The 14,205-nt window shown below is 45.4% G+C and carries 15 protein-coding genes; 12 read left to right on the top strand and 3 right to left on the bottom strand.

From position 1 onward, the window contains the following. The 9 genes from G475_RS28100 to G475_RS0117970 all read left to right on the top strand — a co-directional run. A partial coding sequence (locus G475_RS28100) for an IS3 family transposase (protein WP_156911782.1) occupies positions 1–158 on the top strand: 158 nt, incomplete at its 5' end. A gap of 533 nt (positions 159–691) precedes the next feature. Then, a complete protein-coding gene (locus G475_RS0118010) occupies positions 692–1,261 on the top strand; it encodes a GbsR/MarR family transcriptional regulator (RefSeq protein WP_026702474.1) in 570 nt (189 codons plus the stop codon). Then, positions 1,254–2,132 (top strand): BKACE family enzyme, encoded by an 879-nt coding sequence (locus G475_RS0118005; protein WP_026702473.1) that lies wholly within the window; start codon positions 1,254–1,256, stop codon positions 2,130–2,132. The genes G475_RS0118010 and G475_RS0118005 overlap by 8 nt, the downstream gene beginning before the upstream one ends. Before the next feature lie 42 nt (positions 2,133–2,174). Beyond that, positions 2,175–3,170, top strand: coding sequence for a 3-hydroxyacyl-CoA dehydrogenase NAD-binding domain-containing protein (locus G475_RS25545; protein ID WP_035711765.1), 996 nt, complete (start codon positions 2,175–2,177; stop codon positions 3,168–3,170). Continuing rightward, positions 3,160–3,633, top strand: coding sequence for a thioesterase family protein (locus G475_RS0117995; RefSeq protein ID WP_026702472.1), 474 nt, complete (start codon positions 3,160–3,162; stop codon positions 3,631–3,633). Before G475_RS25545 ends, G475_RS0117995 begins: the two co-directional genes overlap by 11 nt. Positions 3,634–3,660: 27 nt before the next feature. Next, complete coding sequence (locus tag G475_RS0117990) at positions 3,661–4,854, top strand: quaternary amine ABC transporter ATP-binding protein (protein ID WP_026702471.1); 1,194 nt, start codon at positions 3,661–3,663, stop codon at positions 4,852–4,854. After that, positions 4,851–5,681, top strand: a complete 831-nt coding sequence (locus G475_RS0117985; RefSeq protein WP_026702470.1) for an ABC transporter permease — start codon at positions 4,851–4,853, stop codon at positions 5,679–5,681. The genes G475_RS0117990 and G475_RS0117985 overlap by 4 nt, the downstream gene beginning before the upstream one ends. Positions 5,682–5,706: 25 nt before the next feature. Then, positions 5,707–6,633, top strand: coding sequence for a glycine betaine ABC transporter substrate-binding protein (locus tag G475_RS0117980; RefSeq protein ID WP_026702469.1), 927 nt, complete (start codon positions 5,707–5,709; stop codon positions 6,631–6,633). A gap of 558 nt (positions 6,634–7,191) precedes the next feature. Beyond that, a complete protein-coding gene (locus tag G475_RS0117970) occupies positions 7,192–8,010 on the top strand; it encodes an AraC family transcriptional regulator (RefSeq protein WP_026702467.1) in 819 nt (272 codons plus the stop codon). Between the two features lie 204 nt (positions 8,011–8,214). Here G475_RS0117970 and G475_RS0117965 read toward each other — a convergent pair whose 3' ends face one another. The 3 genes from G475_RS0117965 to G475_RS0117955 all read right to left on the bottom strand — a co-directional run bounded on the left by G475_RS0117965 (position 8,215) and on the right by G475_RS0117955 (position 10,572). Beyond that, positions 8,215–8,850, bottom strand: coding sequence for a hypothetical protein (locus G475_RS0117965; RefSeq protein WP_035711762.1), 636 nt, complete (start codon positions 8,848–8,850; stop codon positions 8,215–8,217). Between the two features lie 124 nt (positions 8,851–8,974). After that, complete coding sequence (locus G475_RS25540) at positions 8,975–9,910, bottom strand: CPBP family intramembrane glutamic endopeptidase (RefSeq protein ID WP_051302671.1); 936 nt, start codon at positions 9,908–9,910, stop codon at positions 8,975–8,977. Between the two features lie 62 nt (positions 9,911–9,972). After that, on the bottom strand, positions 9,973–10,572 hold the full coding sequence (locus G475_RS0117955; RefSeq protein ID WP_026702465.1) for a TetR/AcrR family transcriptional regulator: 600 nt from the start codon (positions 10,570–10,572) through the stop codon (positions 9,973–9,975). A gap of 456 nt (positions 10,573–11,028) precedes the next feature. Between G475_RS0117955 and G475_RS0117950 the strand changes: the two genes are divergently transcribed. Genes G475_RS0117950 through G475_RS0117940 form a run of 3 tightly spaced genes read left to right on the top strand, consistent with a single transcriptional unit; the run spans position 11,029 to position 14,197 of the window. Beyond that, entirely contained in the window at positions 11,029–12,180 is a 1,152-nt protein-coding gene (locus G475_RS0117950) for a Gfo/Idh/MocA family protein (RefSeq protein WP_026702464.1), read from the top strand. Positions 12,181–12,194: 14 nt separating this feature from the next. Further along, positions 12,195–13,379, top strand: coding sequence for a dihydrodipicolinate synthase family protein (locus tag G475_RS0117945; RefSeq protein ID WP_026702463.1), 1,185 nt, complete (start codon positions 12,195–12,197; stop codon positions 13,377–13,379). Continuing rightward, entirely contained in the window at positions 13,376–14,197 is an 822-nt protein-coding gene (locus G475_RS0117940) for a sugar phosphate isomerase/epimerase family protein (protein WP_026702462.1), read from the top strand. The genes G475_RS0117945 and G475_RS0117940 overlap by 4 nt, the downstream gene beginning before the upstream one ends. The last annotated feature ends 8 nt before the right edge of the window (positions 14,198–14,205 follow it).

Here is a 14,205-nt window from a genome sequence, read left to right as displayed (position 1 = left end):
GGTTTCCGTCCCATCAACAGGCGCATGACAAGATTTTTCGCTATATTGAACTGATTTACAACCGCAAGCGTATCCACAGTACCCTGAACTATTTGACCCCGGTGCAGTATTATAAACAGCAGGTTCTGCGGAGTCGAGCGCCCGTAGAAACCTCCTAATGCAGGCAGGAGAGTACTTTTTTCCTTAACCACCGCTCTAGATGATAGAGCGGATGGGTCAAGCGGTTTGAGCTTGACGCTTCCGCGGCATCATCTATCCTGACAGGTGGGAAAAAACCTGCGTCCGTTCCGTTTTATAACGGACAAATCATAAAAAAGGGTGTCTACTTTCTTGACATAGATCCAAAATGTCCGGAAAAGTTCACGAAGGCCGATTATTCGGCCATTTAACGGAATAAATGTCCTCAAGCCATCCTCATATCCCATTCGCTGATAACCGCAACATAGTGAAAGTACCCCCCTGACCAGGGTATGTTACATCCTAATTTAACAATAAATGTAAACTATAAACTTATAAATTTATAAAATGTACAATATTGACGATATTTATGTAAACTTTTTTATTTATAAAATTCATAAGTTTGTATCTGCTTATATCTTTTCTTTACTTATTTATACTTAGTCATCTGAACGTTTGTAGTAAAAACGATGTGTGATAAAGTGCAAACATAAGTCATTCAGAGGAGGTCTCCATGGACGATAAAGTGTTTCATGAAGTGGAGCAAGCACATAACCAGATTATTGAAAAACTTGCTGATAACATGCGTTCGTTTGGAACTTCCACTACGGTCGGCAGGGTATTGGGCATTATTTATATGAACCGTGCCCCCATGACATTGGATGAGCTGTCAGAACAAACAGGCATGAGCAAGACAAGAATGAGTCAGGTCGTCCGTGAAATGATGGAATTGAACATTGCCGAACGGACGTTTCAACTCGGGGGGCGGAAGGATTATTATCAGGTCGAGCAGGATTATTATCAGACCTTTATTTCCCTGTTTACGTCAAATTGGCGGCAGGCCATAAACAAAAGCAGACATTTTGAGCAGAAATTAAAGAACAGACTGGAAAAGCTGCTACAGACAGAAAGACTGACAGAAGAAGAAGAGGAACAAATAAATGAACTTCTTCATGAAATTTATGAATGGATGGAATACTACGACTGGATTTTCCGTTTGATTCAGTTTTTTGAAAGCGGAGAAGTGTTTGAACATGTACCAAAAAACCGAAGCATAAGAGGAGGGACTCATTCTGATGAATAAAAATCCGATTCTTTCCTGCGCTGTAACAGGAGCAGGGGAAACGACAGAGAAAAACCCGGATGTACCGGTAACACCCAAAGAAATTGCGGATTCATCCATAAAAGCTGCAAAAGCCGGAGCCACCATTGTCCATCTTCATGTAAGAGATCCAAAGACAGGAAAACTCAGCCATGATGTGGAGCTGTTTAAAGAAGCGGTGGAAAGAATTAGAGAAGCCGATACGGATGTCATCATTAATATAACAGCCGGCGGCGGCGGAGATTGGGTGCCAAGCACTGACGACCCAGCTAAAGGCGGTGCCGGCACAGATATTCAGATACCGCAGGAAAGGCATGAGCCGGTCGAAGAACTGCTGCCGGAAATTTGCACACTCGACTGCGGCAGTATTAATTTCGGCGATCAGGTATATATCAATCCAGGAAGCTGGCTGCGGGAACATGCAGCATTGATTCAGCAAAGCGGGGTGAAACCGGAACTTGAATGTTTTGATACGGGTCAGATCCGCATGGCAAACCAGCTAAACAACGAGGGACTCGTAGACGATGATATGCTGTTCCAGTTTTGTCTGGGTATTCCGTGGGGAGCAGCAGCCGATGCCGAAACAATAGCCTACATGAAAAGCCGTATTCCCGATAACAGCAGCTGGGCCGCATTTGGCATCGGGGCACAGCAGATGCCGATCGTGGCAGAATCAGTTCTGCAGGGCGGTAATGCCCGCGTAGGGCTGGAGGATAACTTATATTTGAAAAAAGGAGTCCTTGCTACAAACGAACAGTTGACAGACAAAGCAGTGGACATTATTCAAAATCTGGGCGGCGAGGTCATGTCACCGCAGGCTGCCAGAGAAAAACTGCAGTTAAAAAAGAGATAGGAACGAATAAAAAATTCGTCACCCCATAGGAGGAGAGAAATCATGAGAGAAAGTCAACAGAAACAGCCGACGGTGGCGATTGTTGGAACGGGAGTTATCGGAGTCGGCTGGATTACACGGTTTTTAGCAGGCGGGTGCGATGTCGTTGCAACCGACATGGCAGAAGGTGCAGAAGAGCGGATGAGAAAAGGAGTAGAGCAGGCTTGGCCGTATATGGAACAGCGGGGACTGGCAGAAGGGGCTTCGATGGACCGGCTGACATTTAAAAACAATATAGAAGATGCTGTGAAAGACGCTGCATTGGTACAGGAAAACGTCCCGGAGAGAGAGGACATCAAAAGAAAGGTTCTCTCTGATATTGATGAACATGCTCCGCTGGAGGCAGTTATTGCTTCCAGTACATCAGGGATCACCCCCTCCACCCTGCAGCAGGATTGCAATCATCCGGAACGGGTGATTGTAGCCCACCCGTTTCACCCAGTATATCTGCTTCCTTTGGTAGAGCTGGTAGGCGGTACTTCTACCGTTCAGAAAACAATGGATAAAGCAGAGGATATTTATAAACAAGTCGATATGAAACCGCTCGTCATCGAGAAAGAAGTAGAAGGCCATGTCGCCGACCGTCTCATGGAAGCGTTGTGGCGGGAGGCCCTTCATATTGTAAACGACGGCATTGCGACAACAGAGGAAGTCGATGCAGCGATAACGTATGGCGCCGGGTTGCGCTGGGCTCAGATGGGACCGTTTATGACATTTCATCTTGCCGGCGGTGACCAGGGAATGCGGCATATGCTTCATCAGTTCGGACCGGCATTAAAGCTTCCATGGACGAAACTGGAAGCGCCGGAACTGACAGAAGAGCTGAAAGAACAAGTCATTGAAGGAAGTGAAAAAGGGGCCGGTAATCAGAGCGTAGCGGAGCTTGAAAAACAGCGTAATGAGTTTCTCGTGAAGCTGCTGGACTTAGTAGAAGAATACTGGCCGGAACCTCAGACGATCATGCATAACAAAACAAAGGAGTCCAGTCATGATGGGTAACAAACTTCTTTTAAACGAAAAGGTTCGCTCGGAATGGGTAGACTACAACGGTCACATGAATGATGCAGCTTATGCCGCTGTATTCAGCCTGGCAGTGGATGAACTGATGCAGGTTATCGGACTGGATAAAAAAGGCCGCGAAGCCCATGCCTATACGATTTATACGTTAGAAACCCACCTCTCTTATCTGATGGAAGCAAAAGAAGGAGAAGACATCCGTGTAACGTATCAACTGCTTGACCATGATGCAAAACGAATGCATGTGTATTTCGTCATGACCGGCAGTACGGAGGAAGAATTGGCAGTAAGTGAACAAATGCTGATGGGTATCAACACAGAGACAGGCCGGCCCGATGCATTTCCAGCTGATATTCGAAGTAACCTGGAAGAAATCGCTGCTCATCACCAAGAAGCAGAAACCCCAGCGCGGGCAGGTCGGAAAATAGGAATAAACAAGAAATAAAAAGCAAACATTCAAAGGAGAATGTTCATGAGTAAAATCAACGTGCAGGAACTGACTAAGATTTTTGGGCCTTCGCCGGAAAAGGGAATGGAATATTTAAAACAAGGTAAAACAAAAGATGAAATATTAGCAGAATCAGGAATGACCGTAGGAGTGAATCAGGCTTCCTTCTCCGTAGAGGAAGGAGAAATCTTTGTGATCATGGGCCTTTCCGGAAGTGGAAAGTCTACCTTGATCCGGCTGCTGAATCGGTTGATTGATCCCACATTTGGACAAGTATGGATTGATAACGAAGATATTACGAAGGCTGCGAATCAGCAGTTAATAGAAACCAGACGGCAAAAACTTGGGATGGTTTTTCAACGGTTTGGCTTATTCCCCTTCCGTACGGTTCTTGCTAATGTGGCCTATGGGCTCGAGATTCAAGGTATAGAAAAATCCGAACGGGAAGAAAAAGCCGCCAAGGCAATCGAAGATGTCGGCCTGAAAGGATATGAAAAGAGCTATCCAGAGCAATTGAGCGGCGGAATGCAGCAAAGAGTGGGACTGGCCCGGGCCCTTGCCAATGAAACTGATATTCTGCTGATGGATGAAGCCTTTAGCGCACTGGACCCGCTGATCCGCCAGGAAATGCAGGATGAGCTGCTGCAGCTGCAAAACAAATGGAACAAAACGGTCGTCTTTATTACCCACGACTTGGACGAAGCCTTAAAACTGGGAGACCGGATAGCTATTATGAAAGATGGAGCTATCGTTCAGGTGGGAACGGCAGAACAAATTCTGGAGTCTCCGGCAAATGATTATGTGTCAAGATTCGTAGAAGACGTGGACCGTTCGAAAGTGCTTACCGCCTCTCATATTATGAAAAACCCCTCGGTTCTGGCATCAGAAAAAGATGGACCGCGGGTGGCTGTTCGAAAAATGGAAGAAGCAGGGGTGTCCAGTATTTTTGTGGTAGACCGGGAACGCCATTTGAAAGGATTATTAACCATTGATGATGCAATTGGTGCTCACAAACAAGGCCTTCCTATGGAAAGTGTACTAATTTCTGATTTTCATACGACTACCCCTGACACTCCAATTCAGGACTTGATTGCGAATGCGGTGGATACGAAATACCCGATTACCGTATTACAAGATGGAAAACTGACGGGCATTGTATCACGGGTTTCCATTCTATCAGGTCTTGTACTTGGCAAAGAGGAGGAGGTGACATCATGAAGACATTCTATCTCCCATTAGAGGAATGGACCAATTCGTTTGTAAATGACTGGCTTCTTCCCACTGTAGGCGGATTTTTTAATAGTTTAAGTGACGGTATAGAATCGGTGGTAGATGGGATTACAGATTTTCTTATTTTTCTTCCCCCGCTGCTTATTACGATTGTATTAATTGGATTAGCGTTATGGCTGGCCGGAAAAGGCATTGCGCTCTTTACCCTGGTGGGCTGTCTCTATCTAGGAGCAGTCGAATTATGGCCAGAAGCTATGATGACCGTAGCTATTGTTATTGTTGCTACCTTTCTTTCTGTATTTTTTGGAGTGCCTCTTGGGATACTCGCTGCTAAAAGTGATATGGTCAACCGTTTCATCAGGCCGGTACTGGATTTTATGCAGACCCTTCCAAGTTTCGTTTACCTTATACCAGCGATTTTACTTTTTGGGCTCGGAGGCGTACCAGCCGTCATTGCTACGTTTATATTTGCCACGCCGCCGGCAGTCCGAATGACGAATCTTGGGATACGCCAGGTGCCGGAGGATATTGCGGAGGCCTCCAAAGCTTTTGGTTCCACTTCCTGGCAGATGCTATTAAAAGTAGAACTGCCCATGTCGCTGCAGACAATTATGGCAGGAGTAAACCAGACGATTATGCTGGCGCTGTCGATGGCTGTTATAGCTTCGATGATCGGAGCGCCAGGACTCGGATCGACAGTATTGTCCGGAATATCCAATGTAAACGTGGGCTTAGGATTAACCGGAGGTCTTGGCATTGTCGTATTGGCTATTATCATCGACCGTATTACCCAGGGCATTGGAGACAAACTTTAATTCTATGAAAAGGAGAGAAATGAACATGAGAAAATTTGGACTTAGTTTCATAGCAGCCGCAAGTATGATGGTATTTGCCGCTTGCGGGGAATCGGAAGAGGAAAGCAGTGCAGAAAATGCCTCGGAGGACGCGGGGGAAACGACGCAGAATGAAGAAGCGGCGGATAATGAAAGCGCAAAAGATGAAGTGATTGAAATAGGAGTCACCCCGTGGACCAGTACGGTTCCTCCTACAGAAATTGCAACGATTATCCTTGAAGACATGGGATATGAAGTAGAACAGACCCAGGCTGATGTAGGCGGCGTATTTACCGGATTGTCCAGCGGCGACCTTGATGTCTTTATGGACGGCTGGTTTCCCATGCATAACACGTATATGGAAGAGTATGGAGACAGCCTCGATGAAACAGCCGTAAGCTACCCTGAAGCCGAAGTAGGCTGGGTGGTTCCGGAATATATGGAAGATATTAATTCTCTGGAAGATTTAAAAGGCAACGAAGATCAGTTCGAAAACGAAATGTATGCGATCGAAGAGGGAGCGGAAGCCACAGAAACATCCCGGAATATGGTGGAGAATTATGACCTGAACATGGAAGTGGTCGCTTCCAGTGAGGGTGGAATGATGGCAGAAGCCTCTCGTAAAATCCAGCAGGAGCAGCCAGTGGTATTCTACGGCTGGAGGCCCCATCCAATGTTTAATGATTACGACTTGAAAGTATTAGAAGATCCGGACAATTTCTTTGAAACCTCAGAGGTGAAAGTCATTACAAATGCCGATTTTCAGGACAAGGCACCTGAGGCTTATGAATTCCTGAGCAACTGGAGCATTGATATCGCAGATGTAGAGCAGATGATTGTGGAGATTGAAGAAAATAACAAAGACGCGGAAGAAGTAGCGCAGGAATGGATCGATAACAACCAGGACAAAGTCGACTCCATGACAGGCGAATAACGACGTATAGAAACATCAGAGGAGCGGTATCAAAAGGTACAGTTCCTTTTCTATGTTCAAGAAAAACCACTTTGGGCGGGAGCGGAAGGCGGCGACTCCGGGCCAACAGGATGTTGGTCATGCAGGCGTTGCCACACGATGTGGCGGTTTTAGCCTGTTTCCTTTTCAAGCAGCAGCCGAAGATCCCATCAAACGAAGGCTCCCACGATGGGAGTCAGATCGGCGTTGGCACAGGACGTGCCGAACTTAGCCGATCTTCCTTCAGGGATGTAGCTGAGGCGCTGCCCGGCGGCAAAGAAGACACGGCGATCCGCAGGGAGCCGATGTCGCCCTTGTGCTCTGGAGTGAAAGCGTCCGCCTGCAGCGGATGCCCATGTACTTACGAAAGCCCCTGCCAATTTAAATGGACTTTTGATACAGCCCCCCTTTTTAAGATGAAGATTTTAAACACATTAGAAGAACACTTTTGCACACCTGGCAGTATGTATCCAAACCTTTACAGACTGTAGTATAATACAAGAAACGACAGTGTGTACGAAGGTATGTGGAGGTCGTATCATGACGGAACAAGCAGTACAGGGAATAAAACTGTATGAAAGCAAGCATAAAGAAAAGGATATCGTCCAGGCCCATCATCATGTGACCCATCAAATTTTATACGTGCTCGATGGAAACGGGAAATGTACATTAAACGACAGGGAACATTCGTTAGAAGCAGATAACGTGGCGGTGGTGGCTCCGTATACGAACCATTCGATTATTTCCAAGTCAAAAATGACGGTCCTGGTGCTCGAATTTAATGAAACATTTTTAAGCGAAGAAGTAAGAGCAGAACTGCTTCCGCTGGTGTTTGACGAATCCAGGGTGCTGAAGATGAGCTTGTTTGACAGCAGTGAACTCAGGCAGCTGCTTCGGAAAATGCTGTATGAGCAGTCTCATGGAGATAACCTGCGGATGCTTGCGATGAAGATTTTTTTGGCAGAACTGCTCTTTGTGTTTAAACGTTCTTATCAAACGAATCAAATCAATGACACAAATATATTGAGAGTAGAGTGGCTTCGTAATTATATCAATACGCATTATTTTGAAATCTCAGGTTCAGATGACATTTCAAAAAAAATGGGGATGAGCACCCGTTATGTGCACAGCATTTTCAAAGAACACTATGAAAAAACGCCGATGCAGTATTTAACAGAAGTCAGGCTCGAGCTGGTCAAAAAGATGCTGCTGGAAACGGATAACGATATTGCTTCGATTTGTTTTGAAGTCGGATTTGAATCGGTGTCGACCTTTTACCGTGTATTTAAAAAATATGTAGGGGTCCCGCCCAACCATTATAGAACCTCCCATCTCGAACCGGAGTACAGGAAAGAATAAAGATCTAACGAAAACTACTTCTTCTTTGGAGCTGTATCAAAAGGTAGTAAGCAGTTGACTGAATCCCAAAAATAATCCCGTATCACTTCAAAAGTGGTACGGGATTATTTGTTTTGATGTGATTTTATCCATTAAAGTGGGGGCTGAAATTATTAAAAATAACTTGATACAGCCCCAATATTTATTATAAATTCAACAACTTGTTTATAGCATTGCAAGTAGTCGTTTATTACGTAGCAGGAGAGCTCTTTCTGAGCCAGCTAGTGCTCCTAATCCAGTAATCGCAATATTTTCCCAAACGGAAAATTCAATTGGAGATATGAATGTACCTACATTTTCTGAAATCCATGGAATTTCAGAAATGGGTTCTATTAATTGGGGTAATTCTAAAATTAGAGCTGCTAATAAAGTTATAACAGAGATAACCCCGATGAGTTTGCTGATTCGGGGGAAGTGTTGGTCTAAACGCAACCGCAACCCTCTGATAGAGCGTTTATCGGGAGTCAATGGACACTCTTCTTTTTCATCTGCAACATAATGCATTCGGTTAATTCCATAGTTGCCTTCTGCCACCTCAATGACACCATTTTCTACGGGGAAAGTAGCTGGTAGTGTGGAGGAGGCGATATGCCTTCCCTCACGGTATAAATCAGCTCTAGGCTCTTCCACGAAATATTTATAATTTACAGCATAGTTTAGCACTTCGTTTTTATCGTTCTTTATTTCTATATGGAACAATGAACGAGTGAAAATATGCCAAAACTTATATTTTTTTAATGTATGACCATCCCCTTTTTTGACTTTTTTTAGACGTCTATTACGGCGATTAAATCGAAACACGGTCAGATACAACTCCCTTATTCATTTATTTGAAATTAGTTTTTTGAAGTAGAGTCAAGTTTGTCACTCGTATTCCAAAATGAATCTAGCACTTCTAGTTACATAAATTTGAATTGATCATTTATCACCGTTCAGTTTGATTTTCATTAGGAATGGTCTGAGGAGTCAGCTCAGGACTGCTATGGCGAGTGATGAACCATACAATGATAGTGATGAAAATAATAAATGCAGAAATGATAAGGATAATCTCTGATCCCGCTCCGGCTGATCGATCGCTCTCGGCTAGTAACTCCGTGCGTAGTACCACTGCTAAGACGAAAGTGAGCGTATTATTCACAGCGTGAGCAACAATAGAGTACTCCAACCCACCTGTACGCCAAGTCATCAGTGCAAAGGTGACGCCGAGAACGAGGTAATGCAGGTTGAGCCACGGATCGGTCGATAGATGAATAAGAGCAAACAATACGCTAGAAACAGCAATACCGAAAATAAGCGAAGCTCTAGGACTACGAATCCAACTTGAAGCAATCTGGAATACGAGTCCGCGAAAGCCGTACTCCTCACCCGCGCTTTGGAGCGGCACAATCAATATCCCCACAGCAAACATAGCAAACAGATCTGCGGTGCGCCATTCTGTGGTGGTGTACGGAGCGAACCAATTAAAGAGGAGCAAACAGACTGTCCAGATTGGAAGAATGAGCAGAAATGCACGACCGAAAACATCTGATCGGAAGGTTGAACGAACCGAATGCAAAATGGAACCCTTTCCCCCGTAAAGCCAGCGCTGTATCAACATACTCCACGGAATGAGCATGGCGATCGCAAGGTAGCTGCTAGCCATATGAACTGGGGTGAAGCCTGTCTCCCCGACATGTCCGAAAACACGTGTGTCGATTTCACTTCCGATGAAAGAGAACGCTATAGCAAAGAAAAACATTCCCCCGATAAGAAGAATAAAAGCTAGTATGCCACGCCAAATACGACGATTACTGCTTACGAGTACACGATGGTATGGAACTTGTTCCGGCACAGAGTATGTCCCTTGCTTAGTCTTTTCCATAATTAACTTTTCCTCATTTCTAATGTTTTATATCATATGTGTCTGTAGTGGTTCGAAGAGGGTTATTGAATCATTTTTAAAATGCTCTTAACTAACTTTTCACTGTAATCTTCAAGGTTTAGCTTATTTTCATATTGAGGTAATGACATCGACCCTGATATAGCACCCCGTATGACAATCGCAATCACTTGAGGATCAAAGTCGCCAAATTCTTTAGATTCTTGTCCTTTGTAAAGAATCTCTTTCAACAAAACATTTAATTCATCTTCATGATCAATTTCTACCAGATAATAAGGTACATTGTCTGGGGTACGCCCATTAAAAACAATTTCAAGTAAAGCGATGTTATTTCCACGTTTTGTACCCTGATATGCTAAACCTGCTTCTATAAAAACCATTAATTTTTCCATATAGGTTTGCTTCTGTTCTACTTTTTCCTTAATAAAGGCTCGCTCTTGTTGAACCAAATACATCAAAGTATTTCTCATCAAATCTTCCTTACCAGAGAAATGATAAGAGATAAGTCCTGTACTTATATTTGCTTTACTTGCTATTTTGGAAAGACTTGTGCTGGAATACCCAATATCTGTCAAAACCTCTATAGATGCTTTGATGATTTGTTCTCTCCGAGCTTCAGCTATCAAATATTGTTTATTTTCCATTTCTTCACTTCCTTTATAATATTGATTGTTCATTTAATAATTTGATCGTTCAGTCAATTTTATATTAAACATTTCCCTAGATCCTGTCAATGTTTTGTGAGCAGCTCTACTGTATAGTCTTCTCAGCCGCCTAAAGTGTTGCCTTCTATGGGCACACTTCGGTGCTAATATAATAGTATCCATATTTAAAATGCGGATTTTTCAGCAATTTCGACGCTGGGCTTTCTGAAGTCTCCTGATTTTTTTCGAAAAAGCGGGAAGCGGTAACTCTAGCGGATGCTGGAGTTAAAGTAGAATGATTAGGTGAATAAGAGGTTAAAGATTACGGAGTTTGGGCGGTTTTCCCCTGCCCGTTTTTTTGTTCCGATATTGAGATCATCCTTCGGTAATTAATAAGACATTCTGCACTCTGTTTATTATGATAAGGTTACATCAAAAAAGGAGAGGGATGATTCGATGTCAGCACAAAAAATCGGTATTATCATGAACGGAGTAACGGGAAGAATGGGAACCAATCAGCACTTGATCCGTTCCATTAAAGCCATTCGGGAACAGGGCGGAGTTGACTTGGGCGACGGGGAATTCCTTATGCCGGATCCGATCCTCATCGGCCGCAATGAAAAAAAACTGGAGTCGCTTGCAAAAGCTCATGATGTTGAACGCTGGAGTACGGATTTAGAAGCAGCACTGAATGATTCCTACAATCAGATTTATTTTGATTCCCAGACGACTGTACGGCGGGCAGAAGGCATTAAAAAAGCGATCGCAGCAGGGAAGCATATTTACTGTGAAAAACCGACAGCGACATCCCTGGAAGAGTCCATTGAACTAGCCCGTCTTGCGAAAGAAGCCGGGGTGAAAAATGGGGTGGTGCAGGACAAGCTGTTTCTGCCAGGTCTTTTGAAACTGAAACGTTTGATTGACGCTGGATTTTTCGGGGAAATGCTTTCGGTCCGAATGGAATTTGGATACTGGGTGTTTGAAGGGGATTGGCAGGAAGGACAGCGGCCGTCCTGGAACTACCGCAAAGAAGACGGGGGCGGCATTATCGTAGATATGTTCGCTCACTGGAGATATGTGATTGATAACTTGTTCGGAAACGTTAAATCTCTGACATGCCTGGGGGCGACGCATATTCCAGAACGCCTTGATGAAAACGGCGAAAGATATAAAGCAACTGCGGATGACGCCGCGTACGGTACGTTTGAACTGGATAACGGGGTGATTGTGCAGGCGAACTCGTCCTGGGCGGTACGGGTGAACCGGGATGATCTGCTCACAATCCAGGTGGACGGCACAGAAGGAAGCGCTGTCGCCGGGCTTCGCGAGTGTAAAACACAGCATCGCGTCAATACGCCGAAACCAGTATGGAACCCTGATATTGAAAACCCATTCGATTTTGAAGATCAGTGGCAGGAAGTCCCGGACAATGCTATCTTTGACAACGGTTTTAAAGTACAGTGGGAATATTTCCTGAAACACGTATACGCGGATGAGCCGTTTCCTTGGGACCTTTTGGAAGGGGCAAAAGGAACCCAGCTTTCCGATCTCGGCCTGAAATCCTGGGAAGAGCGGAAATGGGTGGACGTCCCGGAAATTAATTTGTAGGAGGTGGACTTAAAATGGTTCAATCATTAACACTGCCGAAAGCTGGAGGAGAATTATATACGTATACTCCGTCGCAAAGGGCGGCGTTTGAAGTGGAAAAAGGAAAACCGTTTGAAAAACGGACGGCTTTTTCTGCAGCTCACGTGGTCTGTGATCCGCTGGTGGATGCCGATCCGCTCCATAACGCCCATATTGATTGGAAAGCAACGATGGAATACCGTCATTATCTGTGGTCGCTCGGTTTCGGGGTGGCCGAAGCGATGGACACCGCGCAGCGCGGAATGGGCCTCAGCTGGGAAAGCGCTCAAGAATTGATCCGCCGTTCCATCCCGGAAGCACGTTCTGTCGGCGGCAGGATTGCCTGTGGTACCGGAACGGACCAGCTGCTTCCTGCCCCGGATGTCACGCTTAACGACGTGGAAAAAGCATATGAAGAGCAATGCGAATTTGTGGAAGGAGAAGGCGGACAGATTATCCTGATGGCGAGCCGTGCTCTTGCCGCCTGCGCTGCCAGTCCGGAAGATTACGAACGGGTTTACGGAAATATTCTCGGCCAAGTGTCCCAGCCTGTTATCCTGCACTGGCTCGGCGATATGTTCGACCCTGCTTTAAAAGGATACTGGGGGTATGAAGATCTCGACAAGGCAACGGAAGTCTGCCTGAAAGTCATTCAGGACAATGTGGATAAAGTGGACGGCATTAAAATATCGTTGTTGGATAAGCAGCGGGAGATTGATATCAGAAACAGACTGCCCGAAGGAGTGAAGCTGTATACCGGAGATGACTTTAATTACCCGGAATTGATCAAGGGAGATGAAAAAGGGTACAGTGATGCCCTGCTCGGTATTTTTGATGCTATTGCCCCGGCCGCATCGGCAGGACTGCACGCACTTGACGAAGGGAATATGGAACGCTATCACGACATTCTTGATAAAACTGTTCCGCTTGCTCGCCATATTTTCCAGAAACCGACCTTTGCCTACAAAACCGGTGTGGTGTTTATGGCTTATCTGAACGGTCATCAATCCCATTTTCGAATGATTGGCGGAGCAGAAGGGGCACGTTCCATTGTCCATCTATCCGATCTGTTTGTGATGGCCGATGAAGCCGGACTGTTGCTGAAACCAGAACTGGCTGTCCAGAGAATGAGTCTTGTATTGGAACAGGCCGGGGTCAAACAGGAGGTGCAGACCTCATGAGCAGCCAGCCGTCCCTGGAGAAAATCAGTTTAAATCAAATTACGACCGAACACTGGTCTCTGGAAGAAGCGGTAGAAGGGTGCCTGCGTCAGGATGTGCCCTGGATCTCTGTCTGGCGGCATAAAATTCATGACCTTGGCCTTTCTAAAAGCCGGAAATTGATAAACGATGCCGGGCTGAAGGTATCAAGTGTCTGCCGCGGCGGTATGTTTCCAGCTCCAACACCAGAAGAACGGAAAGAAAGAATGGAAGACAATAAGCGTGCAATCGAAGAAGCGGCGGAATTAAACACGGATGTCCTCGTGCTTGTCTGCGGGCCCGCCCCTGATAGAGATATAGACAGTGCCCGGAAATGGGTCGAAGAAGGGATTGAAGAATTAATTCCTTATGCCGGTCAGCACGGTGTGAAGCTGGGTATTGAGCCGCTTCACCCGATGTATGCTGCAGACCGGTCCGTGATTTCTACCCTTGGCCAGGCCAATTCTATTAGTGAAAAATTAAAGTCAGATCAGGTGGGTGTTGTGGTGGACGTGTTTCATGTCTGGTGGGACCCGCAGTTGTATCTTGAAATTGCAAGAGCTGGCAGCAATATCCTTGGTTTTCACGTTTCGGACTGGATTGTCCCCGTCCCGGATATCTTTAAAGGGCGCGGCATGATGGGGGATGGCGTCATTGAAATCCGCCGAATGCGAAAAGCAGTGGAAGAGGCTGGATATCACGGGCCGATCGAAGTAGAAATTATAAATGAGGCCATCTGGAATCAGCCTGGCGATGAGACGTTAAAGCAAATGAAAGATCGGTTTATAGAACACGTGTAAAAAAGGAA

It is taken from the genome of Salibacterium aidingense DSM 18341 (genome assembly GCF_000429685.1).
GTDB classification, from domain to species: domain Bacteria; phylum Bacillota; class Bacilli; order Bacillales; family Marinococcaceae; genus Salibacterium; species Salibacterium aidingense.
The sequence above is the reverse complement of the archived record's forward strand: the minus strand, read 5'-3'. Positions and strand labels throughout refer to the sequence as shown.

Bases quoted from the DNA above. Each gene is read 5' to 3' on its own strand.
- G475_RS25540 (WP_051302671.1), bottom strand. From the start codon at position 9,910: ATGGAAAAGACTAAGCAAGGGACATACTCTGTGCCGGAACAAGTTCCA.
- G475_RS0117950 (WP_026702464.1), top strand. From the start codon at position 11,029: ATGTCAGCACAAAAAATCGGTATTATCATGAACGGAGTAACGGGAAGA.
- G475_RS25545 (WP_035711765.1), top strand. From the start codon at position 2,175: ATGAGAGAAAGTCAACAGAAACAGCCGACGGTGGCGATTGTTGGAACG.
- G475_RS0117945 (WP_026702463.1), top strand. From the start codon at position 12,195: ATGGTTCAATCATTAACACTGCCGAAAGCTGGAGGAGAATTATATACG.
- G475_RS0117990 (WP_026702471.1), top strand. From the start codon at position 3,661: ATGAGTAAAATCAACGTGCAGGAACTGACTAAGATTTTTGGGCCTTCG.
- G475_RS0117955 (WP_026702465.1), bottom strand. From the start codon at position 10,572: ATGGAAAATAAACAATATTTGATAGCTGAAGCTCGGAGAGAACAAATC.
- G475_RS0117995 (WP_026702472.1), top strand. From the start codon at position 3,160: ATGATGGGTAACAAACTTCTTTTAAACGAAAAGGTTCGCTCGGAATGG.
- G475_RS0117980 (WP_026702469.1), top strand. From the start codon at position 5,707: ATGAGAAAATTTGGACTTAGTTTCATAGCAGCCGCAAGTATGATGGTA.
- G475_RS0118005 (WP_026702473.1), top strand. From the start codon at position 1,254: ATGAATAAAAATCCGATTCTTTCCTGCGCTGTAACAGGAGCAGGGGAA.
- G475_RS0118010 (WP_026702474.1), top strand. From the start codon at position 692: ATGGACGATAAAGTGTTTCATGAAGTGGAGCAAGCACATAACCAGATT.
- G475_RS0117985 (WP_026702470.1), top strand. From the start codon at position 4,851: ATGAAGACATTCTATCTCCCATTAGAGGAATGGACCAATTCGTTTGTA.
- G475_RS0117970 (WP_026702467.1), top strand. From the start codon at position 7,192: ATGACGGAACAAGCAGTACAGGGAATAAAACTGTATGAAAGCAAGCAT.
- G475_RS0117940 (WP_026702462.1), top strand. From the start codon at position 13,376: ATGAGCAGCCAGCCGTCCCTGGAGAAAATCAGTTTAAATCAAATTACG.